The organism is Streptomyces sp. NPDC002680 (assembly GCF_042889145.1).
In the GTDB taxonomy this organism is placed as follows: Bacteria; Actinomycetota; Actinomycetes; order Streptomycetales; family Streptomycetaceae; genus Streptomyces; species Streptomyces adonidis.
In genome coordinates this window covers 43,215-66,731 of the sequence record NZ_JBIAQP010000010.1, presented here as the reverse complement: position 1 = coordinate 66,731, position 23,517 = coordinate 43,215, and the positions used below count along the sequence as shown (strand labels likewise).

At 70.4% G+C, this 23,517-nt stretch carries 27 protein-coding genes; 15 read left to right on the top strand and 12 right to left on the bottom strand.

Annotation, left to right across the window (positions count from 1 at the left end; genetic code table 11):
- Positions 1 to 58: 58 nt before the first annotated feature.
- Entirely contained in the window at positions 59 to 1,621 is a 1,563-nt protein-coding gene (locus tag ACFYXF_RS25980; RefSeq protein ID WP_389352785.1) for a ricin-type beta-trefoil lectin domain protein, read from the bottom strand.
- 147 nt (positions 1,622 to 1,768) lie between these two features.
- Positions 1,769 to 2,695 (bottom strand): RNA polymerase sigma factor SigF, encoded by a 927-nt coding sequence (locus ACFYXF_RS25975; RefSeq protein ID WP_389353315.1) that lies wholly within the window; start codon positions 2,693 to 2,695, stop codon positions 1,769 to 1,771.
- A 269-nt stretch (positions 2,696 to 2,964) separates the two neighbouring features.
- Between ACFYXF_RS25975 and ACFYXF_RS25970 the strand changes: the two genes are divergently transcribed.
- From ACFYXF_RS25970 to ACFYXF_RS25945, 6 genes are all read left to right on the top strand, one after another.
- A complete protein-coding gene (locus ACFYXF_RS25970; protein ID WP_389352783.1) occupies positions 2,965 to 3,351 on the top strand; it encodes an STAS domain-containing protein in 387 nt (128 codons plus the stop codon).
- A 191-nt stretch (positions 3,352 to 3,542) separates the two neighbouring features.
- On the top strand, positions 3,543 to 4,028 hold the full coding sequence (locus ACFYXF_RS25965) for an ATP-binding protein (RefSeq protein WP_389352782.1): 486 nt from the start codon (positions 3,543 to 3,545) through the stop codon (positions 4,026 to 4,028).
- Positions 4,029 to 4,197: 169 nt separating this feature from the next.
- Positions 4,198 to 4,929 carry an LPXTG cell wall anchor domain-containing protein gene (locus ACFYXF_RS25960; RefSeq protein WP_389352780.1) on the top strand — a complete coding sequence of 244 codons (732 nt, stop codon included), beginning with the start codon at positions 4,198 to 4,200 and terminating at the stop codon, positions 4,927 to 4,929.
- Between the two features lie 30 nt (positions 4,930 to 4,959).
- Positions 4,960 to 5,811: a hypothetical protein gene (locus tag ACFYXF_RS25955; RefSeq protein WP_389352778.1), complete on the top strand. Its 852-nt coding sequence runs from the start codon at positions 4,960 to 4,962 to the stop codon at positions 5,809 to 5,811.
- On the top strand, positions 5,808 to 6,881 hold the full coding sequence (locus ACFYXF_RS25950) for a hypothetical protein (protein ID WP_389352776.1): 1,074 nt from the start codon (positions 5,808 to 5,810) through the stop codon (positions 6,879 to 6,881). The genes ACFYXF_RS25955 and ACFYXF_RS25950 overlap by 4 nt, the downstream gene beginning before the upstream one ends.
- A 77-nt stretch (positions 6,882 to 6,958) precedes the next feature.
- Entirely contained in the window at positions 6,959 to 8,221 is a 1,263-nt protein-coding gene (locus tag ACFYXF_RS25945) for a hypothetical protein (RefSeq protein ID WP_389353314.1), read from the top strand.
- Positions 8,222 to 8,313: 92 nt separating this feature from the next.
- Here the strand turns inward: ACFYXF_RS25945 and ACFYXF_RS25940 are convergent, their stop codons facing one another.
- From ACFYXF_RS25940 to ACFYXF_RS25930, 3 genes are all read right to left on the bottom strand, one after another.
- The gene (locus ACFYXF_RS25940) at positions 8,314 to 8,478 is read right to left on the bottom strand and encodes a hypothetical protein (RefSeq protein ID WP_389352774.1); all 165 of its coding nucleotides are present in this window, start codon (positions 8,476 to 8,478) and stop codon (positions 8,314 to 8,316) included.
- A complete protein-coding gene (locus ACFYXF_RS25935; protein ID WP_389352772.1) occupies positions 8,475 to 8,657 on the bottom strand; it encodes a hypothetical protein in 183 nt (60 codons plus the stop codon). The genes ACFYXF_RS25940 and ACFYXF_RS25935 overlap by 4 nt, the downstream gene beginning before the upstream one ends.
- A gap of 215 nt (positions 8,658 to 8,872) precedes the next feature.
- The gene (locus ACFYXF_RS25930; protein WP_389352770.1) at positions 8,873 to 10,354 is read right to left on the bottom strand and encodes an oligopeptide:H+ symporter; all 1,482 of its coding nucleotides are present in this window, start codon (positions 10,352 to 10,354) and stop codon (positions 8,873 to 8,875) included.
- Between the two features lie 335 nt (positions 10,355 to 10,689).
- Between ACFYXF_RS25930 and ACFYXF_RS25925 the strand changes: the two genes are divergently transcribed.
- Both ACFYXF_RS25925 and ACFYXF_RS25920 read left to right on the top strand, forming a co-directional pair.
- Positions 10,690 to 11,367 carry a response regulator transcription factor gene (locus tag ACFYXF_RS25925; protein WP_318320350.1) on the top strand — a complete coding sequence of 226 codons (678 nt, stop codon included), beginning with the start codon at positions 10,690 to 10,692 and terminating at the stop codon, positions 11,365 to 11,367.
- Between the two features lie 160 nt (positions 11,368 to 11,527).
- Positions 11,528 to 12,802 carry an ATP-binding protein gene (locus ACFYXF_RS25920; protein ID WP_389352768.1) on the top strand — a complete coding sequence of 425 codons (1,275 nt, stop codon included), beginning with the start codon at positions 11,528 to 11,530 and terminating at the stop codon, positions 12,800 to 12,802.
- A 224-nt stretch (positions 12,803 to 13,026) separates the two neighbouring features.
- Here ACFYXF_RS25920 and ACFYXF_RS25915 read toward each other — a convergent pair whose 3' ends face one another.
- The gene (locus ACFYXF_RS25915) at positions 13,027 to 13,596 is read right to left on the bottom strand and encodes a GtrA family protein (RefSeq protein WP_389352766.1); all 570 of its coding nucleotides are present in this window, start codon (positions 13,594 to 13,596) and stop codon (positions 13,027 to 13,029) included.
- Between the two features lie 144 nt (positions 13,597 to 13,740).
- Here ACFYXF_RS25915 and ACFYXF_RS25910 point away from each other — a divergent pair, with 144 nt between their 5' ends.
- From ACFYXF_RS25910 to ACFYXF_RS25895, 4 genes are all read left to right on the top strand, one after another.
- Positions 13,741 to 14,901: a 5-(carboxyamino)imidazole ribonucleotide synthase gene (locus ACFYXF_RS25910; RefSeq protein WP_389352765.1), complete on the top strand. Its 1,161-nt coding sequence runs from the start codon at positions 13,741 to 13,743 to the stop codon at positions 14,899 to 14,901.
- Positions 14,898 to 15,455, top strand: coding sequence for a 5-(carboxyamino)imidazole ribonucleotide mutase (gene purE / locus ACFYXF_RS25905; RefSeq protein ID WP_389352763.1), 558 nt, complete (start codon positions 14,898 to 14,900; stop codon positions 15,453 to 15,455). The genes ACFYXF_RS25910 and purE overlap by 4 nt, the downstream gene beginning before the upstream one ends.
- A 5-nt stretch (positions 15,456 to 15,460) precedes the next feature.
- On the top strand, positions 15,461 to 16,642 hold the full coding sequence (locus ACFYXF_RS25900; RefSeq protein WP_389352761.1) for a dipeptidase: 1,182 nt from the start codon (positions 15,461 to 15,463) through the stop codon (positions 16,640 to 16,642).
- A gap of 123 nt (positions 16,643 to 16,765) precedes the next feature.
- Complete coding sequence (locus tag ACFYXF_RS25895; protein WP_389352759.1) at positions 16,766 to 16,987, top strand: DUF397 domain-containing protein; 222 nt, start codon at positions 16,766 to 16,768, stop codon at positions 16,985 to 16,987.
- A gap of 238 nt (positions 16,988 to 17,225) precedes the next feature.
- On the opposite strand, the gene ACFYXF_RS25890 is transcribed toward ACFYXF_RS25895, so the two are convergent.
- The gene (locus ACFYXF_RS25890; protein ID WP_389352757.1) at positions 17,226 to 17,618 is read right to left on the bottom strand and encodes a hypothetical protein; all 393 of its coding nucleotides are present in this window, start codon (positions 17,616 to 17,618) and stop codon (positions 17,226 to 17,228) included.
- Positions 17,619 to 17,654: 36 nt separating this feature from the next.
- Positions 17,655 to 18,512 carry a helix-turn-helix domain-containing protein gene (locus ACFYXF_RS25885; RefSeq protein WP_389352755.1) on the bottom strand — a complete coding sequence of 286 codons (858 nt, stop codon included), beginning with the start codon at positions 18,510 to 18,512 and terminating at the stop codon, positions 17,655 to 17,657.
- A 365-nt stretch (positions 18,513 to 18,877) separates the two neighbouring features.
- On the opposite strand from ACFYXF_RS25885, the gene ACFYXF_RS25880 reads away from it, so the two are divergent.
- Complete coding sequence (locus tag ACFYXF_RS25880) at positions 18,878 to 20,014, top strand: dipeptidase (protein ID WP_389352753.1); 1,137 nt, start codon at positions 18,878 to 18,880, stop codon at positions 20,012 to 20,014.
- A gap of 21 nt (positions 20,015 to 20,035) precedes the next feature.
- Here the strand turns inward: ACFYXF_RS25880 and ACFYXF_RS25875 are convergent, their stop codons facing one another.
- Entirely contained in the window at positions 20,036 to 20,449 is a 414-nt protein-coding gene (locus tag ACFYXF_RS25875) for a VOC family protein (protein WP_389352751.1), read from the bottom strand.
- 6 nt (positions 20,450 to 20,455) lie between these two features.
- A complete protein-coding gene (locus tag ACFYXF_RS25870) occupies positions 20,456 to 20,815 on the bottom strand; it encodes a VOC family protein (RefSeq protein ID WP_389352749.1) in 360 nt (119 codons plus the stop codon).
- A 110-nt stretch (positions 20,816 to 20,925) separates the two neighbouring features.
- Between ACFYXF_RS25870 and ACFYXF_RS25865 the strand changes: the two genes are divergently transcribed.
- Positions 20,926 to 21,438: a CGNR zinc finger domain-containing protein gene (locus ACFYXF_RS25865; RefSeq protein WP_389352747.1), complete on the top strand. Its 513-nt coding sequence runs from the start codon at positions 20,926 to 20,928 to the stop codon at positions 21,436 to 21,438.
- 64 nt (positions 21,439 to 21,502) lie between these two features.
- Complete coding sequence (locus ACFYXF_RS25860; protein WP_389352745.1) at positions 21,503 to 21,955, top strand: nuclear transport factor 2 family protein; 453 nt, start codon at positions 21,503 to 21,505, stop codon at positions 21,953 to 21,955.
- Between the two features lie 126 nt (positions 21,956 to 22,081).
- Here the strand turns inward: ACFYXF_RS25860 and ACFYXF_RS25855 are convergent, their stop codons facing one another.
- Together ACFYXF_RS25855 and ACFYXF_RS25850 are read right to left on the bottom strand one after the other, a co-directional pair.
- A complete protein-coding gene (locus tag ACFYXF_RS25855; RefSeq protein WP_389352744.1) occupies positions 22,082 to 22,861 on the bottom strand; it encodes a cupredoxin family copper-binding protein in 780 nt (259 codons plus the stop codon).
- Positions 22,858 to 23,385, bottom strand: a complete 528-nt coding sequence (locus tag ACFYXF_RS25850; RefSeq protein ID WP_389352742.1) for a hypothetical protein — start codon at positions 23,383 to 23,385, stop codon at positions 22,858 to 22,860. Before ACFYXF_RS25850 ends, ACFYXF_RS25855 begins: the two co-directional genes overlap by 4 nt.
- Positions 23,386 to 23,517 lie beyond the last annotated feature (132 nt).

The following is a 23,517-nucleotide window of genomic DNA, read 5'->3' as shown; positions in this document are numbered from 1 at the left end:
TCCTGTACGGCGGAGTGAATCGCGCCGCCGACGGCGGAGGTTGGCGAGCGCGGACTTTTCAGCTAGCGCCGGCCCGCCACCGCTGCCCCGTCCCGCCCGTCAGCGCTACGAACTTCACGCCGCCGTCGGCCGCCGGAACCAGCCCCGTCGCGAAGGCGATCGCCGGGCGGATCACCCCGTCGTCGTCCACGGTGAAGCGCAGGTTGTCGCCGTTGTCGCTGTCCACCGAGGCGCACTCCCAGATCCCGACGCCCCGGTCCACATCACCCCGGCTGTCCAGGCACAGGTCTGTGTCGGCCGCCGACTGCAGGACCCCCAAGTCGGCGTCCACACGCCAGCGTTGGGTCTGGGACGACGCGGAGCACGGCGCCGTGAGAACGTCCGTGCCCTTCTCCAGCACACCGCCCCGGATGTCCAGACAGCGCCCCGAGGCGACGTTCACCACCTGGGCGTACGAGGCTCCCGGCGCCCGGAACGCAGGCGTGGGCGTGGGCTTAGGGGTGGGGGTCGGCTTCGGCGCCGGGGCGGAAGAGGTCGGCGGCCGTGAAGTCGGCGACGGGGAAGGGGACTTGGGGGTCGTCGGCGAGGAAGGAGCCGTCACCTCGGGGCTGCTCGGTACGGCGGTGACCGGGAGCGTGTTCGACGCGCCCTGGGGGCTCGACGAGCCGTCGCCCGACGACAGCATCACGATCAGCAGCGGGATCAGCGTCACGCCGAGGACCGCCGAGGCCAGCGCGAAGCGCCGACGGGACGGCGCCGGTGCGGGCGGTGTCCGGGCCCAAGTCGGGGCCGAGGCAGGGGCGTTGGCGAGAGTGACCGTCGGCGCGTCCCGCGCGTACGCCGTTCCGCACCACGGCAGCAGGCCCTCCCCCAGAGCCGTGCGCGGGCTGTCGCGCAGGGCGGAGAGTTCCTCGTAGGCCACCGAGCAGTGCGGGCAGATGACCATGTGGGAGTTCAGGTCCGTGCTGTGGCGGGGGTTGGCGGGGCGGACCGACTCCTCGATCAGCCGCCGGAAGTCCTGGCAGCGCGGGTCCTCGGAGACGGCCAGCCGGGCCCGCAGACAGGCCTGGGCCAGGGCCTGGAGCGCCGACTCCGTCTCGTACGTCACGTCCTCGGGCGTCAGGCCGAGAAGGGCGGCGGTCCGCTCCTCGGATTCCCGCTCCACGATGCCGTACCAGATGAGGCCCTGGGTGCGGGCCGGCAGCGACTGGAACGCGCCCAGCATGGGCGGGGGCGCGAACAGGTGCTCTCCGCCCGCCGTGTTGAGCGTGTTCAGGACGAGGAGCAGGCTCGGGTCCAGGCCCGCCGCACGTTCGTCCGTCGCCCAGCTGGCCGCCAAGTCGGCGGTGAGCAGCAGGAGTTGGTGGCGCCACGGCACGTTCGGCTCGGTACCGCGTGCCGTGTCCCGGGCCGCCGTCGTGAACGCCTGGGCCGCCAGCTGCCCCGCCGTGGAGTCGCTCGTCGTGCACAGCCGGGCGTAGGCGAGGACGGACGCGCGGTGGCGGGTACGGAGTTCCTGCAACGCCGAGTACGCGGTGGGGGAGTTGGTGCGGAGCAGCTCGGTGAGGCGGGCGTCGGACACGCCCGCGTACAGCCCGCTGTCGTCGATGTGCTCAGACATCCCGTCCGCCTCCTCGGACCCCCGTCCGTTCTGACGTACCAGCCAGTCTGAAGGCGGTGTCCGTGACACAGGAGGCCTTTGGGAAAAGAAGGGAGGGGTTTCTGTGGGTAACCAGAAACCCCTCCCGCAAAGACCGCAATGAGGACGTCAGCCTTCGATCGTCAGGCCCTTCCGCAGCCGGTGCAGCGTCCGCGACAGCAGCCGCGACACATGCATCTGCGAGATGCCCAGTTCCTCGCCGATCTCCGACTGGGTCATGTTGGCGACGAACCGCAGCGAGAGGATCTGCCGGTCCCGGGGCGGGAGTTCGGCGATCAGCGGCTTCAACGACTCGACGTACTCGATGCCTTCGATGCCGTGGTCCTCGTAACCGATGCGGTCGGCGAGTGCGCCCTCGGAGTCGTCCTCCTCGGGCTGGGCGTCGAGTGAGCTGGCGGTGTAGGCGTTCGAGGCCGCCATGCCCTCGACGACCTCGTCCTTGGAGAGGTCGAGACGGTCGGCCAGCTCGCCCACGGTGGGGGCGCGGTCGAGCTGCTGGGCCAGTTCGTCGCCGGCCCGGGCCAGGTCGAGCCGGAGTTCCTGGAGTCTGCGCGGTACGCGGACGGACCACGACGTGTCGCGGAAGAACCGCTTGATCTCGCCGACGATCGTCGGCATCGCGAAGGTCGGGAACTCGACCCCGCGGCTCAGCTCGAAGCGGTCGATCGCCTTGATCAGGCCGATGGTGCCGACCTGGATGATGTCCTCCATCGGTTCGCTGCGCGAACGGAAGCGGGAGGCGGCGAACTTGACCAGGGCGAGGTTGAGCTCGACGAGGGTGTTGCGGACGTACGCGTAGTCGTGCGTCCCTTCTTCGAGGGACTCCAGCCGCGCGAAGAGGGTCTTGGACAGGGCCCGTGCGTCGACCGCACCCACCTCGTCGTACGGCGGGATCTCGGGGAGCCCGTCCAGGGCGTCCGGAACGCGTGGGCCCGGAATGAGCGGGTCCTGGTCCAGCTGGTGGGAGTCCGTGTGTTCCGGAGGGGGTGTCGACGTCGCCCTCTGGGTATGCGATGCGTCGAGCCGGGGTGACATGGTGTCCTCCATGGTTCTCGGCATGAGGCTGCCGAAGCCGGTGCGTGTGCACGTGCGGTGTGCGGCGCCTCCAATGCCGGCCGTGTCGGGTACGTGTATCTAGCCCTACCCGGTTTCCCGAGCCCACCGCAAGTGCGTTCCCTTGCCATATGTCCGGATATGGGCGTTAGTTCAGGTGTCGGAGAGTGTGAGGAAGGCGTAGTGTTCGAGGACGTCAGCGGGCGCGATTGGGCGCCGGCGAACAGCCACGACCTCGGGAGAGAGACGGCATGGACCGCGGGACGGTCGGCAGCGCACAGTCTGGCCGGCTACTGGTCGAGGTACGGCGGGAGGGTTCCAGCGCCGTTGTGACTCCGGCGGGTGAGCTGGATCACCACACCGCCGATCTGTTGCGTGAACCACTTGAGGACTGCCTCGCGAAGGGACTCGCGCGGCTGGTCGTCGACTGCGCACGGCTGGAGTTCTGTGACTCCACCGGCCTCAATGTGCTGCTCGGTGCCCGCCTGAAGGCGGAGGCCGCCGGCGGCGGGGTGCACCTGGCCGGAATGCAGCCGGTGGTCGCACGGGTGTTCGAGATCACGGGCGCGGACGCGGTCTTCACCGTGCACGAATCGCTCGCCGACGCCCTGTCCGACGAACCTCCCGAGTCCTCCTGACCCTCACGGTCCACCTGGCCGAGTCTTCCGGGTCGGCGGGGTGGGCTGCCGAGCGCGCCGCGTTCGGGGGGTGTTCTGTCGGTTCCGCCGGGCAGGAGACATCCTGAATATGCGCACAAGGGCGCGCGTAATGAACTGTGTGCAATGACGACCGTGTACGTGAACTGGTGAATCGGTGAGGTGAAGCGCTGATGAGCACCACCCGGCCCGACTCGCCGGGCTCTGCGGAGTCCCCGGAGTCCCCCGAGCCCAGCGGCGCTTCCGGGGGTCGCCAGACCCGCAGCCTGAGTTTCGACGGCGAGAGCGGTGTCGTTCCGCTCGCCCGGGACTTCGCCCGGCAGGCGCTGTACGCGTGGGGCTGGCTGCCCGCCGCGACCGCCGACCGGCGCGCCGCCGCCGAGGACGTCCTGCTCGTCGTCTCCGAACTCGTCACCAACGCCTGCCTGCACGCCGAGGGCCCGGACGAGATGTGGATCACCTGCGACAACAAGGTGATCCGTGTCGAGGTCGCCGACCGGGGCACGGGCCAGCCCGCCCCGCGCACCCCGCACAGAGCCGGCCGCCCGGGCGGCCACGGCATGTTCATCGTGCAGCGCCTGTGCCTGGACTGGGGAGTCGTACGGACCCCCGGCGTCGCGGGCAAGAAGGTGTGGGCGGAGCTGGGCGCTCCGGCGTAGTTCCCGCCGATGTGGCGGCAAAGCGCCGCCGGGATCCGGTCGATTTTCCGCCGATCCGGTCTGCGTTGTGTCTTCCTTCTCCTGGTTACCGGGCGTACCTTGACGGCCGATCCGCGATCTGATGTGCCGTCAGAAATGCTGACAGGACCGCCAGGAATGGGGGACGACGATGTCGTACCACCGGACATGCCGCAGCACGCACCCGAAACGAAGCGCCGCGCTCGCGTCCGTCGCGGCCCTGGCCGGATCGGCGGTGCTGCTGGCCGCCCCCGCCGCCCGTGCCGAGGTCGTGGACGTCAACTACCAGTGCAAGACGCCGATCGGCGACAAGAGCGCCCTCTCGCCCATCGACATCAAGGCGGTGGAGAGCGACGGCGGCTACAAGGTCACGATGTCCTGGCAGAAGGGCGTCTCGTCCAGCCCGGTGGAACTGGGCAAGGGCGCGATGAACCCGAGCGCCACGATCAAACTCGGCGGCGCGGACAGCGGCACGCTGAACGTCAGCGGCCCCGCGAACGCCGAGGCGGTACCCGCCAACACCCCCATAAAGATCAGTGACTTGAGCGGCACGTACAAGCCGTCGAAGAACGGCAAGGTCACCTTCACGGCCGGCGTCCTCACCATCAAGGCCCTCGGTACGACCACCACGTGCACGCCCACCAACAATCCGGGCCCGTCCCTGACGCTCGACGTCACGGGCGCCTCGGACGGCGGAAGCACCGGCGGTACGAGCACCGGCGGTTCGGACGGCGGCGCCGAACTCCCGCAGACCGGCCCCGAGGACTCCGTGATCGCGCTGGGCACCCTCGGCGGCACGGTCCTGCTCATGGGCGCGGCGGGCGCGCTGTGGCTGACGCGCAGGGACCGGACCGCACGGGACGAGCGGGCAGTACGCCGCTGAGGCACGGCCAGTCGACCACGGGAGCCGCCGATGCGTGCCGTCCTCTGTCTCTCCTTCTGCCTCGTCGTCCCGCTGCTGTGGGCCATGTCGTCCACGGCCGCGGCCGACGAGGGGCGGGACGGCTGGTCCGCCGCGCCCCTGGGCACCGACCGGCCCTACTTCTACGCCGAGGGCACCCCCGGTACGGTCCTCCAGGACACGCTCTCCGTCCGCAACCCGACGGACCGCGTCCTCAACATCCGGCTCTCCGGCGGCAGTTGGCTCACCCTCGCCGCCCCCGAGGTCGACGTCCCCGCCCGCACCCGCGCCGACGTGCCCTTCACGGTGTGCATCCCCGACGGCACGCCTCCCGGCGACCGCACCGCCACGATCACCGCCCGCGCCTCGGGCCGGACCGCGACAGTGCGCGTCCGACTCCGGGTCGGAGGACCCCGGTTGCCCGCGCTGACCGTCGAGCACGTACGGGTACGCGGTGACCGCATCGCGTACGAGCTGGTCAACCGGGGCACCACCGACCTGACCCCGACGCTCACCGTCCGCGCGGACGGTGTCCTCGGCTCCCTCCTCGACCGGCCGCCACGGACCCTCCCCGTACGTCTGCCCCCGGGCGAGCGCGTCGCCCTGACCGAACCCTGGTCCGGGCAGCCCGAGTTCGACGCGGTCGACGTACGCCTGACGGTCACGGCGGCCGACGGGACGGTACGCGCCGAGGCGGGCACATCGGCACGGTTCGTGCCGTGGGGCGGGGTGGCTGGAGGAGCGGGGGCGCTGGTGGCAGGCGGCGCCTTGATGGCCGTACGACGGCACGGGCGCCGCAGGAGCGACGAACAGCCGTGCGCACGTGAGGAGTTGGCGGAGGAGCTGACGGGGGCGATGAAGTGAAGCGGCGGATTCCCGCACTGGTCGCGGCGGCACTGGCGTTCGCCTTCCTGCTGCCCGTATCGCTGCTGCCCACGACCGCCGCAGCGGCCGACGGACCGACCGTCAAGGTCTCCAAGTCGCAGGCTGGGACCGGGAGTTCGATCATCGTGACCGGGACCGGCTGGCCGCGGAAGGCGCTGCTGATGATGCTGATCTGCGGCCGGTCCAGCCCGTACCGGGGAGTGATCGGCGGCACCAACTCCTGTGCCAACGCGGACGGGAGAGCCGTCACCACGGACACGCAGGGCGCCTTCAGCCAGAGCCTGCCGGTGGTCGAACCGCCGGTGCCGTGCCCGTGCGTGGTGCATGCGGCGACGGTGACCGGGTCGTCCGACACGGCGGCCGACGCGGTGTTCCGGGTCGCGGGCCACCCGGTCGAGCCGCTGCCCGAATCGGACGGCACCGAACGTCTCTCGGTCCTCACGGACCCCCGGCTCGACGGTTCGAGCGGACTGCTGACCTGGTTCGGGGCGCCACCCAGGCGCACCCTCGTCGTGACCGTCGGCAACCTCGGCACGGCGGCCGTCAAGGACCCGGTCTTCCAAGTCGGCACCTCCCACGGGGTGTTCGCCCCGCAGTGGGACGAGCAGCAGTGGCAGGGCACCATCCAGCCGGGCCGCAAGGCACGCGTCGAGCTGCCGGTCTCCCTGGCGAGCGGGGCGCACGGCGACTACTCGGTCTCGCTGAAGTACGACGGCAAGGTGCTCGCCGAGCAGCCCTGGGGCGTGGGCCGGCCATGGGGCGTGACCCTGTTCTGGGTCCTGGCCGGAGTCGTCGTACCGGCGGCGCTGTTCCGCGTCGGGATGGCGGTGGTGGACCGGGTACGGCCACGCGGGCAGCAGACGGTACGCCGTGACCGGGACGGAGACTCCCCGCACCTGGACAACTCCCCACCCGTTGAGGCCTCTTCGGCCCTGCCGTGGTTCACCCCGGACGCCGACCCCGGCACGAGCACGACAAGCACGGCAGGCACCACGAGCACTCCGACGACGAACGCGATGAACACGACGAACTCGAAGGGGAACACGTGAGAACGCAACGGAGACGGAGCACGAGTGCGGCAGGGGTCCTGTTGCTGCTCGGCGGAGCGGGCGGTGTCCTGCTGGGCATGGCCGCGGCGGGGCCCGCCCAGGCGGCCGAGGTGTCGTACGCGACCAGGTGCGTGCCCCCGGCGGCCTCAGGGCTTGACCCCGTCAACGGCACCACCAAGGTGCAGATCACCGCGCCCGCGACGGCCAAGGTGGGCGACGAGGTGGACGTGGTCTGGAAGTTCACCCAGGCCGCGTCCAAGAACCCCGACCTGATCGACCTCCCGGCCAACTCGGTCCAGCCGAGCGGGGTGTTGAAGGCGGGCGGTGCGCAGACCGCCGACGTCGCGATGGTCGGGCCGCGCGAGAACCCGGCGATCCCCAAGGGCGGGGCGATGGTCCTGTCCGACATGAAGGGCAAGGTGAAACTGACGACGGCCGGAGACGTGACGCTGACCCCGGACGCGTACACGATCAACGCCTTCGGGACGGACACGAAGTGCGCGCCGACGGAGACGGTCCAGCCGTCGGTGACGATCAAAGTGACGGCGGGGGGCGGCAGTTCACCCTCACCGAGCCCGACTCCGACTCCGACGACATCGACGTCACCGTCGCCCTCACCCACGCCGACCGACTCCGCGTCCCCGAGCTCGAGTTCGACCCCGACGGACGAGGAGAGCGAGTCGCCGAGCCCGACGGACGGCGGTCAGACGGACTTCACCGGGAAGCTCGTACAGGTCCCGTACAAGTGCGTGACGCCCATCGGCGACAAGGAAGTGACCTCCCCCATTCAGATCAACGCCAAGAAGAACGGCGGGAGTTACGACCTCACGGTCCAGTTCAAGGGCTCGGTGATGGACAGTCCGGCGGACCTCCCGGCGGACTCGGTGAAACCGTCCATGGAGGTCATTCTGGGCGGGTCCGACACGGGCACGGTCCATGTCGAGGGCCCGGCCAACACGGAGCCGATCAAGACCGGTGACGCGATGACGATCTCCGACATGACGGGCACCTACAAGCCTGGCGCGACCGGTGAATCGACCCTGGCACCAGGCGTGTTGACGGTGAGCGCCCTCGGCACGACGACCACCTGCACCCCGACCACGACGATGGTCTCCCTGACCCTGGACACGGAGGAACAGGCGAGCGGAGCGTCCGGCGGCTCCTCCACGTCGGGCGGCACGACGTCCGGCTCCGGCAGTACGTCGACCAGCGGCGGCCTCGCGAACACGGGGGCCGAGAACAACGGCGCCCTGAAGGCGCTGGGCCTGGTGGCCGGAACGGTGATCCTCGCGGGCGTGGCGGTGTTCACGTTCATGCCGGGCCGCCGGCGGCTGCGCTGATCGGAGGCGATGTCAGGACCCCGCTCCGGTGTGCGTCGCCGGGGCGGGGTCCGGCGTACTCCTCGTGCGCGGAGGGGACGGCCCGCACGGTGTCAGGGCGCGCACCCCTGCTCATGGAGCCCGTGCTCGCTCAACTCCCGTTCACAGTCGCCGACTTCACCCGTGCGCCCGGCCTCCCGTGCCGCGTCCCGCTGAGCGGCCAGCGCCTCGCACACATCGCAGGGCTCCGCCGGGGCCCCGCCGGGAACCGTGGTCACGACGACCACCGGACGAGCGCCGCCTCCAGCGCGCGCAGCACGTCGGGGGTGGGCGCCGCCCAGGTGCCGGGCGCCGGGACGGACACGGGGGCCGGGGCGATGCCGTGGGCGGCGGCGGTGGTGGTCGTACGGATGGTCCGGGGAAAGCGGGGCAGGCGGGGGAGGGTGGTCGTCGTCATGCGGGTTCACTCCTCGGGTGGGGCGGTACCGGCGTGGGCCTGTGCCACGAGCATGACGCCTGAATGGGGCGAAAACGTCGCGGACAGGGCCGGGTTGACACGTTCGGCGGTGGCTGAATTTCCGGTACGCCCCGAACGGCCGGGGCCGCCGCGCCCGTCCGGACACGGCGGCCCCGGCCGCGTACAACCAACCTGCGCATACCGTCAGTTGAGCCTTAGTTAACGCTCCCCATGAGCTGCTTGACCTTGCCGCGGTACGACCACACCGCCGCGCCCGCGACCACCGCGAGCACCGCCTCCAGGGCCACCACGCCCATGCGGTCGAGGTTGACGCCCGCGACCGAGAGCAGGCCCGTCGTCGCGTCGCCCGCCGTGACCGCCAGGAACCAGACGCCCATCATCTGGGAGGCGTACTTCGCCGGGGCCATCTTCGTCGTGACCGACAGACCGACCGGGGAGAGGGTCAGTTCGCCGACCGTCTGGACGAAGTAGATCGCCACGATCCACATCGCCGCCGCCTTGTGACCGTCCCCGGCGATCGACAGCGGCGCCAGGAAGAGGAAGAACGAGACGCCGACCAGGACCAGGCCCGACGCGAACTTCACGATCGTGCTCGGCTCCTTGCCCATCCGGTTCAGCGCCAGCCAGAACCAGGCGAAGACCGGGGCCAGCGCCATGATCAGCACCGGGTTCACCGACTGGTACCAGGAGACCGGGAACTCCCAGCCGAAGACCGTGTTCTCGGCCTTGCCGTCCGCGAAGATCGACAGGGTCGTGGCGCCCTGGTCGTAGATCATCCAGAACACGGCGGCGGCGACGAAGAACCAGATGTACGCCGACATCGACCGCTGCTCGGGCTCGCTCAGGTCCTTGTCGCGCCTGATGCGGGCCAGCACGACCACCGGGACGATAAGGCCGAGCAGGATCAGCGGGACCATGACCCAGTTCAGCGTGTAGTGGCCGGAGAAGCCGACGAACGCGTAGAACACGGCCGCGATGCCCGCCCAGACCGCCGCCTTGCGCAGCGTCGCGGACTTCTCCGCGGCGGACAGCGGGGTCGGGACGACGCTGGAACGCGCGTCCAGGTGCCGGCTGCCCAGCAGGAACTGGGCGAGACCGAGGGCCATGCCGAGCGCGGCGAGCGCGAAGCCGAGATGCCAGTCGACCTTCTCGCCGATCGTGCCGATCACCAGGGGCGCGGCGAACGCGCCCGCGTTGATGCCCATGTAGAACACGGTGAAGCCGCCGTCGCGGCGCGGGTCGTCCGGGCCGTCGTAGAGGTGGCCGACCATGGTGGAGATGTTGGCCTTGAGCAGGCCCGAGCCGATCGCGACGAGCCCGAGGCCCGCGTAGAAGGTGCCCGCCGTCGGCAGGGCCAGCGTCAGATGGCCGAGCATGATGACGCCGCCGGCCACGGCGACGGTCTTGCGGGGGCCCCAGACCCGGTCGCCGAACCAGCCGCCCGGCAGGGCGAGCAGATAGACGAGCGAGACGTAGACGGAGCCGATCGCGGTCGCGGCCGTCGCACTGAGGTGCAGGCCGCTCGGGGCGATCAGGTACAGGGGGAGCAGTGCCCGCATGCCGTAGTAGGAGAACCTCTCCCACATCTCGGTCATGAAGAGCGTGGCCAGTCCGCGGGGGTGGCCGAAGAAGGACCGTTCGGAGACGGGGGAATCCTTCGTCAGGCTGGACGCCATGGGTCGTTCCTTGCTGTCGGGACGCACAAAAAAGACCTTCGGCGGAAAACTCGCCAAAGGTCCCCAGGTGCCGTTAAGAGCTCCAGTCACCATACGACAGTTCACTGTGGTAAATGAAAGGATTTGAGACACGGATCACAGGTGATGGGTGTGCAACAGCCGCTTATTCGAAGGTAAGAGACAGGATCTCATCGCGGAGACACAGGTTCGGCAGCGAGGGTACGGCGTTCACCGGCCGCGTCGCACCGGACGCCCTCGTCGTAGCGTCCGAAGGTAAGAATCAAGAACGCCTGGTCACACCCCAGACGGCGTCCAGGGCGGTCTACCATCAGTTCATGACCCGTGTACTGCTCGCTGAGGACGACGCGTCCATCTCGGAGCCGCTGGCCCGCGCACTTCGCCGGGAAGGTTACGAGGTCGAGGTCCGCGAGGACGGCCCGACCGCGCTCGACGCCGGCATCCAGGGCGGTATCGACCTGGTCGTTCTCGACCTGGGACTGCCCGGCATGGACGGCCTCGAAGTGGCCCGCCGGCTGCGTGCCGAGGGACTGACCGTCCCGATCCTCATCCTGACCGCGCGCGCCGACGAGGTGGACACCGTCGTCGGCCTCGACGCGGGCGCCGACGACTACGTCACCAAGCCCTTCCGGCTCGCCGAACTGCTCGCCCGGGTCCGGGCCCTGCTCCGGCGCGGCGCCGCCGAGCCGCAGCAGCCGCCCGCCACGCACGGTGTGCGGATCGACGTCGAGTCGCACCGGGCGTGGATGGGCGAGGAGGAGCTCCAGCTCACGGCGAAGGAGTTCGACCTGCTGCGGGTGCTGGTGCGTGATGCGGGGCGGGTCGTGACCCGCGACCAGCTGATGCGCGAGGTGTGGGACACGACGTGGTGGTCGTCGACCAAGACGCTCGACATGCATATCTCGTGGCTGCGGAAGAAGCTGGGCGATGATGCGGCGAATCCTCGGTACATCGCGACGGTACGGGGTGTTGGTTTCCGTTTCGAGAAGAGTTAGCGGAGCTGGACGCGCGTAACGTCCCTTGGGGCTTGTGCGTGATGTGCGGCTGCCGGCCGGTGGGGGCTGATCGCGCAGTTCCCCGCGCCCCTGGAAGCGCCCCTCCGGGGCGCCCAGGGGCACGCCCGCCGTCCGTCAGCCATCGCCCGGAGGGGCCGCCTTGCGTCGTCGTCTGATCCAATCCACGCTCGCCGTCGTGCTCGTCGTGATCGCCGTGTTCGGGGTGTCCCTGGTCATCGTCGAGACGCGGACAATCAGTGCGAGCGCGCAGGAGCGGGTGGACTCCGAGGCTGTGCGACTGGCCAGCATCGTGGACAGCCGGATACTCGGCGACGAGCAGATCAACGCCAAGGTCCTCGGCGGGCTTGTCACCGGGGACCGGTACGCCGTCGTACGCATCCCGGGGCGCGCGGCGATCGAGGTCGGGGAGAAGCCCGTAGGGGACGTCATCTCCGCCGAGGAGGACGGCGAGGAGGGCGAGACCGTCCGGGTCGAGGAACCCCGTTCCTCCGTGACCCGCGAGGTCGGCCGCACGCTGCTGATCATCGGCGCCGTCGCGCTGCTCGCCGTGATCGCCGCAGTCCTGCTCGCCGTACGCCAGGCCAACCGCCTCGCCTCACCCCTGACGGACCTCGCCGAGACCGCCGAACGCCTCGGCTCGGGCGACCCGCGCCCCCGGCACAAGCGGTACGGCGTCCCGGAGCTGGACCGGGTCGCGGATGTGCTGGACGGCTCGGCGGAACGTATCGCCCGCATGCTCACGGCGGAACGCCGCTTGGCAGCCGACGCCTCGCACCAGCTCCGCACCCCCCTCACAGCCCTCTCCATGCGCCTGGAGGAGATCACCCTCACCGACGACCCGGACACGGTGAAGGAGGAGGCCACGATCGCGCTCACACAGGTCGAACGCCTCACGGACGTCGTAGAACGGCTGCTCACCAACGCCCGCGACCCGCGCACCGGCTCCGCCGTCTCCTTCGACCTCGACGAGGTCATCCAGCAGCAGCTGGCCGAGTGGCGCCCCGCCTACCGCAGCGCGGGCCGGGCCATAGTCAGCTCGGGCAAGCGGCACCTTCAGGCTGTGGGCACCCCAGGAGCCGTCGCCCAGGTACTGGCCGCGCTGATCGAGAACTCCCTCATGCACGGCGGCGGCACGGTCGCCCTGCGCACCCGCGTCATCGGCAACCAGGCCGTGATCGAGGTCACGGACGAGGGCCCCGGCGTCCCCGCCGACCTCGGCGCCCGGATCTTCGAGCGCGCGATCAGCGGCCGCAACTCCACAGGCATCGGCCTGGCAGTAGCCCGCGACCTGGCAGAAGCCGACGCAGGCCGCCTGGAACTCCTCCAACAACAACCCCCGGTCTTCGGCCTCTTCCTCTCCCGAACCCCCCCGAAAAAGCCCCAGAACGGCGACGAAGAACGCACGGTCAGATAAGCGCCCCAAAGGGGCGCGGGGAACGGCGCGACAAGCCACAACGGCGCCGCACGGACCAAACCCGCTCAGCCGACCCGCTGCCGCTTTTAGGGGCGCGGGGAACGGCGCGACAAGCCACGACGGCGCCGCACGGACCAAACCCGCTCAGCCGACCCGCTGCTGTCTGTAGGGGCGCGGGGAACGGCGCGACAAGCCACGACGGCGCCGCACCGAACCAAACCCGCTCAACCCACCCGCTGCCGCTGATTCCGCCGCCCAGGAATCGCCCCACCCTCGGGGAGCTCCTCAAGGAACGACTCCGCACTGGCCACAGCCTCCCGCGCCGGCAGCGTACGGAACACCCACGTCCGGTACGACCAGAACCGGAACAACGTCGCGACCCCGATCCCCACGAACTTGAAGACGTTGCTCTGCAACGGACTGTCCAGCCCGAACCCGTACGTCGCCGCGTACAGCACACCGTTCTCGATGACGAGCCCCACCGCGCTGAACAGCAGGAACAGCGTCAGTTCCTTCGTACGCCCGCTCTTGTCCCGGTCCCGGTAGGTGAAATACCGGAAGCCGATGTAGTTCGTGCAGATGGCCACCACCGTGGCGACCACACTCGCCCGGACCACCGGGAGATCGGTCGTGTGGCGGACCAGGTTGAACACGAGGAGGTTGACGAGAAGCCCCGCCGTGCCCACCGCCCCGAACTTCGCGACCTCGGCCGCGAACTGGTCGAAGCGCCGGCGTACGGCGCCCGGAGGCTTCGTACGCGGCCCGTCGGAACCACGTTTGGAACCACGTTCCATGGTCTGTCGGCCCCCGTCTGTGGGATCGCCCTGTGGGATTTCGTCAACTCAGCCATGCTAACCACCCCCTCTGGGGCTCGCCTGTGTGTACGGGGTCACAGGCGTGTAATCAGGCCGCGGCGGCCGGGCCGATACTCTTGGAGGGTGACGTTCCCGGTAGTCGGCATGGTCGGCGGGGGGCAGCTCGCTCGTATGACACACGAGGCGGGCATCCCGCTCGGCATCAGGTTCAAGCTCCTCAGTGACACCCCGCAGGACTCCGCTGCGCAGGTCGTCGGCGATGTCGTCGTCGGCGACTACCGCGACCTGGAGACGCTGCGCGCGTTCGCGCAAGGGTGCGATGTGATCACTTTCGATCACGAGCACGTCCCGACCGAGCATCTACGGGCCCTGGAGGCGGACGGCATCCCCGTCCGCCCCGGCCCGGACGCGCTCGTGCACGCCCAGGACAAGGGCGTGATGCGGGCGAAGCTCGTCGAGATCGGCGTGCCGTGCCCACGGCACCGGATCGTGACGGATCCCGCCGACGTCGTCGCCTTCGCGGCCGAAGGCCTTTCCGAAGGTGACCGGGGCGACGGCTTCCCGGTCGTCCTCAAGACGGTCCGCGGCGGGTACGACGGCAAGGGCGTGTGGGTCGTCAGGTCCGAGGCGGACGCGGCCGACCCCTTCCGGGCCGGCGTCCCGGTCCTCGCCGAGGAGAAGGTCGACTTCGTACGGGAACTCGCGGCGAACGTCGTCCGCTCCCCGCACGGCCAGGCGGTCGCGTACCCGGTCGTCGAGTCGCAGCAGGTCGACGGCGTGTGCGACACGGTCATCGCCCCGGCGCCCGGCATCGCGGAGGAACTGGCGCTCCAGGCCGGGGAACTGGCCCTGCGCATCGCCAAGGAACTCGGCGTGGTCGGCCACCTGGCCGTAGAGCTGTTCGAGACGAGAGACGGCCGCATCCTCGTCAACGAACTGGCGATGCGCCCGCACAACTCGGGCCACTGGACCCAGGACGGCGCGATCACCAGCCAGTTCGCCAACCACGTCCGCGCGGTCCTCGACCTCCCGCTCGGCGACCCGCGCCCCCGCGCCAAGTGGACGGTCATGGCGAACGTCCTCGGCGGCGACTACCCCGACATGTACTCCGCGTACCTGCACTGCATGGCCCGCGACCCCCAGCTGAAGATCCACATGTACGGCAAGGACGTGAAGCCCGGCCGCAAGGTGGGCCACGTCAACACCTACGGCGACGACCTCGACGACGTGCTGGAGCGCGCTCGTCACGCAGCCGGCTACCTGAGAGGCACGATCACCGAATGAGCCCCGTCGTAGAACCCGGTGCGGGACCCGTCGTAGGCATCGTCATGGGGTCGGACTCCGACTGGCCCGTCATGGAGGCCGCCGCCCAGGCCCTGGACGAGTTCGAGATCCCGTACGAGGTCGACGTCCTCTCCGCGCACCGCATGCCGCGCGAGATGATCACGTACGGCGAGCAGGCCGCCGACCGCGGGCTCAAGGCGATCATCGCCGGCGCGGGCGGTGCCGCCCACCTCCCCGGCATGCTGGCCTCGGTGACCCCGCTCCCGGTGATCGGCGTCCCGGTCCCCCTCAAGTACCTCGACGGCATGGACTCGTTGCTGTCGATCGTGCAGATGCCGGCCGGTGTGCCGGTCGCGACGGTCTCGGTCGGCGGCGCGCGCAACGCGGGCCTGCTCGCGGCGCGCATCCTCGCCTCGCACGACGAGGAACTCCTCGGCCGGATGCGGGAGTTCCAGCAGGAGCTGAACGACCAGGCCACCGAGAAGGGCAAGCGGCTGCGCGCCAAGGTCGAGAGCGGCGCGGGCAACGGCGGCGGCTTCGGCTTCGGGAAGTGACGCCCGTGAGCGGCTCGTTGGAGGAGGCCCGGGAACTCCTGCGCGAGTTCCCGGTCGTCGACGGCCACAACGACCTCCCGTGGGCACTGCGCGAACAGGTCCGCTACGACCTCGACGCCCGCGACATCGCCACCGCCCAGCACGCCCACCTGCACACCGACATCCCGCGCCTGCGCGAGGGCGGGGTCGGCGCGCAGTACTGGTCGGTGTACGTCCGCTCGGACCTGCCGGACGCGGTGCCCGCGACCCTCGAACAGATCGACTGCGTACGTCAGTTGATCGCGCGGTACGGGAACGAGCTGCGGCCGGCCCTCACGGCCGCCGACATGGAGGCGGGCCGGCGTGAAGGCCGTATCGCCTCGCTGATGGGCGCTGAGGGCGGTCACTCGATCGCCGACTCCCTCGGCACCCTGCGGGGGTTGTACGAACTCGGCGTGCGCTATCTGACCCTCACCCACAACGACAACGTGGCGTGGGCGGACTCGGCGACCGACGAGCCGGGCGTCGGCGGTCTGTCGGAGTTCGGCCGCGAGGTGGTGAGGGAGATGAACCGCCTCGGCATGCTGGTCGACTTGTCCCATGTCGCGGCGACGACGATGCGGCACGCGCTGGACACGTCCGTCGCGCCGGTGATCTTCTCCCACTCCTCCTCGCGCGCGGTGTGCGACCACCCGCGCAACATCCCGGACGACGTACTGGAACGCCTGCCCGTCAACGGCGGTATGGCCATGGTGACCTTCGTACCGAAGTTCGTCCTCCAGGCCGCCGTCGACTGGACGGCCGCCGCGGACGACAACATGCGCGCCCACGGCTTCCACCACCTCGCCACGACCCCCGAGGCGATGAAGATCCACCGGGCCTTCGAGGAGCGGAACCCCCGCCCGGTCGCGACGGTCTCGACGGTCGCCGACCACCTGGACCACATGCGCGAGGTGGCCGGAATCGACCATCTGGGCATCGGCGGCGACTACGACGGCACGGCGTTCACCCCCGACGGGCTGAACGATGTCTCCGGCTACCCCAACCTCATCGCGGAACTCCTCGACCGGCGCTGGTCGAAGGACGATCTTGCCAAGCTGACCTGGGGGAACGCGGTGCGGGTGCTGGGGGCGGCGGAGGATGTGGCACGGGAGGTGCGGGAGCGGCGGGGGCCGTCCAACGCCACGTTGGAGGGGTTGGACGGCTGAGGGGTGGTGCGACCCCTCAGAACGCGCCAGAGAGACGACTGTCTGTTGAACCGTGGCCACAACGGGTAAGAACCGTAGGCGCGTTCAGCGTTTCTCGGAGCGGGGCGAGATCTGTAGGGGGCGGTGTTGGCCGGGGATCGGGGTTCGGTTGTGTGGCGGAAGAGCAGCCACAGCGGTACCGATGGCGATCAGGACTGCTGCGAGGTTGCCATGTTTCCCGGGGCGGTCGGAGTCCGCGATTCCAAACGATCCGACGGCGCGCAGGTGATGGTCACAGCGGATGCCTGGCGTGCGGCGATAGCGTTGTTCCTCGCTCCGGATGCGAATGGGCGGGGCCACGTCTGACGATGTGATGACGCGGACCGAGTTACGGGATGTGAGATGAGCGGCGAACGCCGAGAGCAGACGGTGACCAGGTATTCCGGGCTGGCCGGATACTGCGTGGTGACCGGTGTGCTCGCCATGGCTGCCGGGGCAGGTGTCTCACTGCTGGGCGGAAGCCCGTGGGCGCGGCTCGGGATGTGGCTGGCGGTGCTCGTCGCGGTGTCCGCGGCTGCGGGCTGGTGGTGGGTGCGCTCACCGGCTACGGCCCGCCACTGGACGGTGGATCTTCTGGTCCGTCCGGCAGGGAGGAACGCACCGCCACGAAGGCCATGACGAACGCCCAGATCGTGAGCGGTCCACCACTGAAGGCGATGATCAGGCAGTACCAGGGCGACACGCCCAGCCCGATACCGGCGAAGGCCACCAGGGTGGAGGGGACCGAGAAGAAGATGAACAGGGCACCGAGGTTGCGCAGGAGTCTGATCTCGTCGGCGTCGGCCCGCCCGCGCCGGGTACCGGGCGGACGGGCCTGCGTTTCGTTCGTTTCGCCGACGGTGGCTTCCGACTCCAGGAACATGTTGTAGCTGGGCTCGGCGCGGCGCGAGCGGCGAGGACCCAGCTCCGGTCCCTTGCACTCGTCGTCGCTGGTCATGGCGTCCCCCGGGCCTCAATGCACGCTGACTGGATGTCAGGGGGTGCGGTGGAAGTTTTCGATGAGGTCGTCGAACATCGCCATCGTGTCCTCCTCGCCGAGCGCCTTGTTCTGCAGATCCTCGAAGCACTCCTGGTAGCGGGCGACCTTTTCCCGGTCGTCCCGGTTGGTGAGAACGCCGCCGGGGCCGGAGAGGTACAGGACGTCCTCGTCGTCGGTGAAGCCCAGGAGGATGAAGCTGCTGTCCATGCTGTCGTGGGCGCCGGCCGTGAAGGGGAGTACCCGCAGTGTGGCCTGCTCTCCGGAGGCGAGTGCCTTGAGGTGGGCCAGCTGTCGGCGCATGACCCCCGGGCCGCCGATCTGGCGGCGCAGGGCGGCCTCGTCCAGGATCATCTCGACCTTGGGGCCGCCGTCGTGGAAGACCCTCTCCTGCCGTGCCAGCCGCATGTCGATGAGGCGCCTGGCGCGGGGGGTCGGCTCACTGACCTCCCAGAGGGCGGTGATGTAGTCCGTGATCTGCAGCTGGCCCGGGATGAGACTCGGGTGGTAGCTCCGGATGAGGTTCGCCGCGCTCTCGTAGCCGAGGTACTGGGAGAACGGCTGGCTGATGACGTCGTTGTAGTCGGACCACCAGGACTGGCCCTTGCTGCCCCGGGCCGCCTCTTCCAGCTCCACGACGATGTCGGGGTCGTTCACGCCGTACTCGAGGAGCATCGCGCGCAGGTCCGTGACGGACAGACTGACCGTGCCCGCTTCGATGCGGATCAGCTTGGACAGCGACCACTCCAGCGCGTCGGCCGCGTCGCGCTGCGTCAGTCCGCGCTTGTCGCGGGCTGACTTCAGCGCCAGTCGCAGCTTGCGGCGATTGAGACTCGGGTCCACGGCCGTGGGCATGATGCTCCCTCAGAATCTTGACAGCGGCGGTTGGGCACTTGTCGTGCCGAAACTTCGCCATCGTAGTAGGTCGACTCGCGTCACATCCATTCGCCCTACTCCAATCGAGGTACGGCAAGTCGCCGCCGTCTGTATGGGCCTACCCGAATGACACATGTCTAATCGACGGGAGCTGTTGGAGCGTGGCGAAGTTGCGTAGCTCACATGTGGGCGAGGGGTACGAGTGACGGATGAGGTCACGGGGGACTCGTGACGTACCCCCGAACGCCCCACCCACCAGGAAGCTCCCTCTCCGCCGTGCGACGGTGGCCGTATTGCGATCACGAGGTAGATCACGCCGTAGATCACGACGTACGGAGCCCGCCATGGCCGATCTGCAGGACGAACTGCACACCACAGCCGAGGTCGGGGAACTCGACCCACCACTTCCCTTGCCGGAGCCCGACGACGACTCGGCGGCGGAGGGCGACTTCTCGCCCGTCTCCGACCCGGACGCCGCCCCCCTCGACCGCGCCCACGCGATCCTCGCCGCGCACCCCGTCGCCGACGGCTACAGCGGGCTGCCCTGGGCGCTCAGGCACCTGCCCTGGTACGACCTGGAGCTTGGGGAGAGCACTGTGGACACCGATGTGCCCCGTATGCGACGAGGTCACGTGGCCGCGCTGTTCTGGGCGCTGCACCTGCCGGAGGGGCTCACCGGCGACCGGGCCGTCGGGGCCACTCTGGAGCAGCTGGACCTCGTGAAGACGGTGGCCCGGAGCCACCCCGAGGGGCTGCGGCTGGCGGGCACCGCCGGGCAGGTCACCGACGCCCGCAACTGCGGACGCGTCGCTGTCGTGCTCGGGCCCGCCTCGGCCGCCGCCCTCGACGACTCGCTCGGCATCCTGCGCGTCCTGCACTCCCTGGGCCTGCGCGTGCTCACCCTCGCCGGCACGTCCTGGGCCAGCGAGGCCGGACTCACCCGGTTCGGCGAGGAGGTGGTCCGCGAGATGAACCGGCTCGGCGTGCTGGCCGACCTCTCGGGCGCCTCCGCGGCCACCGTCCACCGCGCCGTCAGGATCTCCAAGGCGCCGGCCCTGTGCACCCGCTCCGCCGCCAGGGCCCTGCGCCCCCACCCCGCCAACCTGCCCGACGAGACGCTCGCCGAGCTGGGCGCGGCCGGGGGCCTGTGCCTGGTGCCGCTGACGGCCGAGCAGACCGGACCGTCCGTCCGTGACGTGGCCGACCATCTCGACCACGTCCGTGCGGTCGCGGGCCCGGAGAGCGTCGGCCTGTCCGGCACGTACGACTCGGGCAGCGCCCACCCCCAGGAACTCGGCGACGCCTCCTGCTACCCGAACCTGATCGCCGAACTCCTGCACCGAGGCTGGACCGAACCCGACCTCGCCCTCCTCACCTGGGGAAACGTCCAACGCGTCCTGCGCAGCGCCGACTTCACGGCGAAGGCGGCCCAGCAGCGCCGGGAACCGTCCACGGCCCGCATCGCGGAACTGGACGGCTGACCCGCCCCGAGTTCCACGGGCTCAGGGGCGCTCGATCCGGCAGAGGCAGAACGGATGCCCTGCCGGATCGGCGTACACCCTGAAGTCCCGCTGCCCGTCCTGGTCGTCCAGGTCCAGCGGGCGGGCGCCCAGTGCCAGGACCGCCTCCTGCGCCGCGTCCAGCTCCGCCCGGGTGGACCCGGCGTCCAGGTCGAGATGGAACTGCTGGGAGCCGTGGTCGGCCCGCGGCCACTCGGGCGGGGAGTACCCGGGCGCCCGCTGGAAGGCCAGCCGTGGCCCGTCGGGGACGTACAGCACGACCCACTCCGGGTCCTCGTCCAGGGGCGTACCGCCGACGACACCCGCGTAGAAACGGGCCAGTGCCCGTGGGTCCGGGCAGTCGACGACGACGGTACGGAACCGGGCCACGGGTGCTACGGGATCCTCCTGAGCCATCCGTGATCAGCCCGCGCAGAGACAGAACGGGTGCCCCGCCGGGTCCGCGTAGACACGGAAGGAGCGGGCCCGGTCCTCCGTCTCCAGCGGCTTCGCGCCCAGCGCGAGCACCTCCCGCTCGGCCGTGTCCAGGTCGGCCACGGTCACGTCCAGATGGAACTGCTGCGAGGCGTCGGGCGACGGCCACTTCGGCGGTACGTGGCCGGGGGCCGCCTGGAAGGCCAGCGTCGGCCCGTCCGGGAGCCGCAGGTCGATCCAGTCCTCCTCGACCTCGGGCGTGCCGCCGAGCAGCGCGGAGTAGAACGCGGCGAGTGCGCCGGGGTCGGGACAGTCCAGGACGACGGCGCCGAGCTTGGCGATGGGCATGGCTTCCTCCGTTGATTGCCTTCTCTGTTACCTGTTGATGGTGCTCATCAGGTAACGGTCACACGCTAGCGGTTACCGTATGCCCATGCCTAGGAGGTAACGTCACCTGTGTGAGTGAGAACGCGTCCGCGCCCGGGGGGCTGGCCCTCGTGGAGGCCCTGGTCAACACCAGGAGCCTGGACTCGGACAGGGACGCGCTGAACACCGCCGAGGGGCGGGCCGCGTTCGGCATCCAGGGGATCGGCGAGCGGGAACTGGCGGCCGTGAAGGAGCTGCGGGAGTCCCTGCGGGCCGTCTGCCTCGCACACGCCGGACATCCACCGCACGACGACGCCGTCACTCCACTGGGTCAACTGCTCTCCCGGGCACCGCTGTTGGTCACCGTCGACGACCAGGACGGCTCGGCCCGGCTCACCGCCGCAGACGAGGGCCCGCTGCTCTCCCGCGTCGCGGCGGCCGTCGCGGAGGCGCTCACCGACGGCACCTGGCTGCGTCTCAAGGCGTGCGAACTGCCCGACTGCCACTGGGCGTACTACGACCGCAGCCCCGCCGGCAGGCGCCGCTGGTGCTCCATGTCGGTGTGCGGGGCCCGCGCGAAGATGCGCCGGTATCGCGCGAAGTAGGCTTCTGGGCCCAGGAGTTCGATCGCGAGCGCGATCACGCGCCGACGGAACGGAGCCCCCTGCCATGCCGAACCCCGGTCCCCGTGACGTCCTCGCCCGCTACCAGCAGGCGATGCTCGACTGGTCCGCGGACGACCTGGCCGACCTGTACGCGGTCGACGCCGTCCACGAGTTCCCGTTCCTCTTCCCCGGCATGCCCGAGCGCTACCAGGGCCGCGAAGAGGTCCGCGCGGGATACCGGGCGGCCTGGGGCGCGAGCCCGGCGCGGCCGGAGGAGATCCGTGACGTCGTCGTCCACGACAGCACGGACCCCGAGGTGATCACCGTCGAGCAGGTCGTCACCGGCACTGTGACCACGACCGGCCGCCCCTTCAGCTTCCCCGGCCTTCTGGTGATCCGGGTCCGCGACGGCCTGATCGTGCACGTCCGCGACTACATGGACGGACTCCGAGTCGCGCACACGATGGACCGCCTGCCAGCCGTGGCCACCGCTCTCGGCGACGGCTCCCGCTGCTAAGCGCTTCGGGAGCGCCCCGAAGGGGCGCGGGGCCGTATAGATATGCGGCTCCGCCGCGTGGGCGCGACCAGCCACGACGGCGCGGCAGCTGAACGACGGCACATAACGGCACATCCAGCGGAGCGCTCATGCCTCGCTCTCGGCCCCGTCGCCCTTCCCCCGCGGCGCGGCGGCCCGCGACCCCACCAGCAGCAGGCACAGTACGGCGATCCCGGCGACGATCCCCGTCAGGAGCAGCAACGGGTCCAGCGGCCGTACCGACGCGACGGTGGCCGTTGAGGTGACGGGCTGGGCCTGAGGGACCGTCCCGGCGGCCGCCGAGGAGGCGGGGGACGGGGAGGCAACTGGACTGGGCGTGGTTCGGCCGGAGGCGGCCGGTGCCGAGGCCGCCGAGGTCGTGCGGGCCGGTGCTCTGCCGCTCGTCGCCGTCGACTGGCTCGTACCGGTGCCGTGATGCGCCGTGCCAGCACCCGTGCCTGACCCCGACCCCGACCCCGAGGTGGGTTTCGTATGGGTGTGGGAGTGAGTCGGGGCCGCCGAGGTCGCGGGGGCCGGCGCCTGGACCGTGATTCCGGCCGTCATGTTCGGATGCACGGTGCAGTAGTAGGCGTACGAACCGGCCGTCGTGAAGGTGAAGCTCCAGCTCTCGCCCTTGTCCAGCATGGGGGAGTGGATCTGCACCGGGCCCGAGGTGGTCTTCACGTCGTGCGGGGCCGTGTCCTGGTTGGTCCAGGTCACCGTGGAACCGGCGGGGACGGTCAGGGTCGCGGGGGCGAAGGCGTACCCCTGCATGGTGACCCGGTAGGTGGCCGCCGAGGCCTGTCCGGGCAGGGCCAGCAGCAGGGCGACGAGGGCCAGTACGGGGACCAGGGCCGCCCGGCGTACGGTCCTGCCCGCCGTCCTCACGCGAACTCCGCGGCGACCAGCAGCCGCAGCCGGGTCGCCGGGCGCGGCAGCCGGCCCGGACGGAAGCCGGTCGCGCGGCGCAGGAGGCGGTACGGCAGCCGGGCCGTGCCCACGACGAGCAGGCGGTCGTCGGCGCGCTCGACGATCCGGAGGCGCAGCAGGGCGGGGAAGCGGACGCCCCGCAGGACCAGGTCGCCGGAGAGCTGCAACTTCCGTCCGCCGTCCAGGAGTTCGACGGTGTCGGAGGCGAGGACGGTGGAGGGGGCGGGGGTGCCTTCGGCCGGGTCGAGCCGGTCGAGGTTCCCGAACTCGAAGCGGAGCGCGGGGGATTCGGGCTCGTCGAGCGGGTCGGGCACGGTCAGGGAGGCGCCGGTGAGGGTGACACGTCGGCGGTGGGTGGGCAACGGGCCGTACCAGGCGGTGAGTTCGACGAGCGAGCGGTCGGGGGCCACGGCGTACCGGCCGGGCAGCGGCAGTACGGCGGTGGCGGTGGCGGTGGCGGTGGGCAGGGTGACGGTTGTCATCCCGGGTCTCCTTGGAAAGCGGTTCCCGAAGTGTGGCGGGGTTGTGGAGAATGGGGCAGGCGCCGGTCCGGCCGACTGAGCCTCGGCCGGACCGGCGTCCCTTTCTCGGGGTGAGTCCTGGGGTGAGCCCTG

What these genes read in the sequence shown, in the direction of transcription:
- ACFYXF_RS25980 (WP_389352785.1), bottom strand. Translation starts at nt 1,621, where the DNA reads ATGTCTGAGCACATCGACGACAGCGGGCTGTACGCGGGCGTGTCCGAC.
- ACFYXF_RS25975 (WP_389353315.1), bottom strand. Translation starts at nt 2,695, where the DNA reads ATGTCACCCCGGCTCGACGCATCGCATACCCAGAGGGCGACGTCGACA.
- ACFYXF_RS25970 (WP_389352783.1), top strand. Translation starts at nt 2,965, where the DNA reads ATGGACCGCGGGACGGTCGGCAGCGCACAGTCTGGCCGGCTACTGGTC.
- ACFYXF_RS25965 (WP_389352782.1), top strand. Translation starts at nt 3,543, where the DNA reads ATGAGCACCACCCGGCCCGACTCGCCGGGCTCTGCGGAGTCCCCGGAG.
- ACFYXF_RS25960 (WP_389352780.1), top strand. Translation starts at nt 4,198, where the DNA reads ATGTCGTACCACCGGACATGCCGCAGCACGCACCCGAAACGAAGCGCC.
- ACFYXF_RS25955 (WP_389352778.1), top strand. Translation starts at nt 4,960, where the DNA reads ATGCGTGCCGTCCTCTGTCTCTCCTTCTGCCTCGTCGTCCCGCTGCTG.
- ACFYXF_RS25945 (WP_389353314.1), top strand. Translation starts at nt 6,959, where the DNA reads ATGGCCGCGGCGGGGCCCGCCCAGGCGGCCGAGGTGTCGTACGCGACC.
- ACFYXF_RS25935 (WP_389352772.1), bottom strand. Translation starts at nt 8,657, where the DNA reads ATGACGACGACCACCCTCCCCCGCCTGCCCCGCTTTCCCCGGACCATC.
- ACFYXF_RS25930 (WP_389352770.1), bottom strand. Translation starts at nt 10,354, where the DNA reads ATGGCGTCCAGCCTGACGAAGGATTCCCCCGTCTCCGAACGGTCCTTC.
- ACFYXF_RS25925 (WP_318320350.1), top strand. Translation starts at nt 10,690, where the DNA reads ATGACCCGTGTACTGCTCGCTGAGGACGACGCGTCCATCTCGGAGCCG.
- ACFYXF_RS25915 (WP_389352766.1), bottom strand. Translation starts at nt 13,596, where the DNA reads ATGGAACGTGGTTCCAAACGTGGTTCCGACGGGCCGCGTACGAAGCCT.
- purE (WP_389352763.1), top strand. Translation starts at nt 14,898, where the DNA reads ATGAGCCCCGTCGTAGAACCCGGTGCGGGACCCGTCGTAGGCATCGTC.
- ACFYXF_RS25890 (WP_389352757.1), bottom strand. Translation starts at nt 17,618, where the DNA reads ATGACCAGCGACGACGAGTGCAAGGGACCGGAGCTGGGTCCTCGCCGC.
- ACFYXF_RS25885 (WP_389352755.1), bottom strand. Translation starts at nt 18,512, where the DNA reads ATGCCCACGGCCGTGGACCCGAGTCTCAATCGCCGCAAGCTGCGACTG.
- ACFYXF_RS25880 (WP_389352753.1), top strand. Translation starts at nt 18,878, where the DNA reads ATGGCCGATCTGCAGGACGAACTGCACACCACAGCCGAGGTCGGGGAA.
- ACFYXF_RS25875 (WP_389352751.1), bottom strand. Translation starts at nt 20,449, where the DNA reads ATGGCTCAGGAGGATCCCGTAGCACCCGTGGCCCGGTTCCGTACCGTC.
- ACFYXF_RS25870 (WP_389352749.1), bottom strand. Translation starts at nt 20,815, where the DNA reads ATGCCCATCGCCAAGCTCGGCGCCGTCGTCCTGGACTGTCCCGACCCC.
- ACFYXF_RS25860 (WP_389352745.1), top strand. Translation starts at nt 21,503, where the DNA reads ATGCCGAACCCCGGTCCCCGTGACGTCCTCGCCCGCTACCAGCAGGCG.
- ACFYXF_RS25850 (WP_389352742.1), bottom strand. Translation starts at nt 23,385, where the DNA reads ATGACAACCGTCACCCTGCCCACCGCCACCGCCACCGCCACCGCCGTA.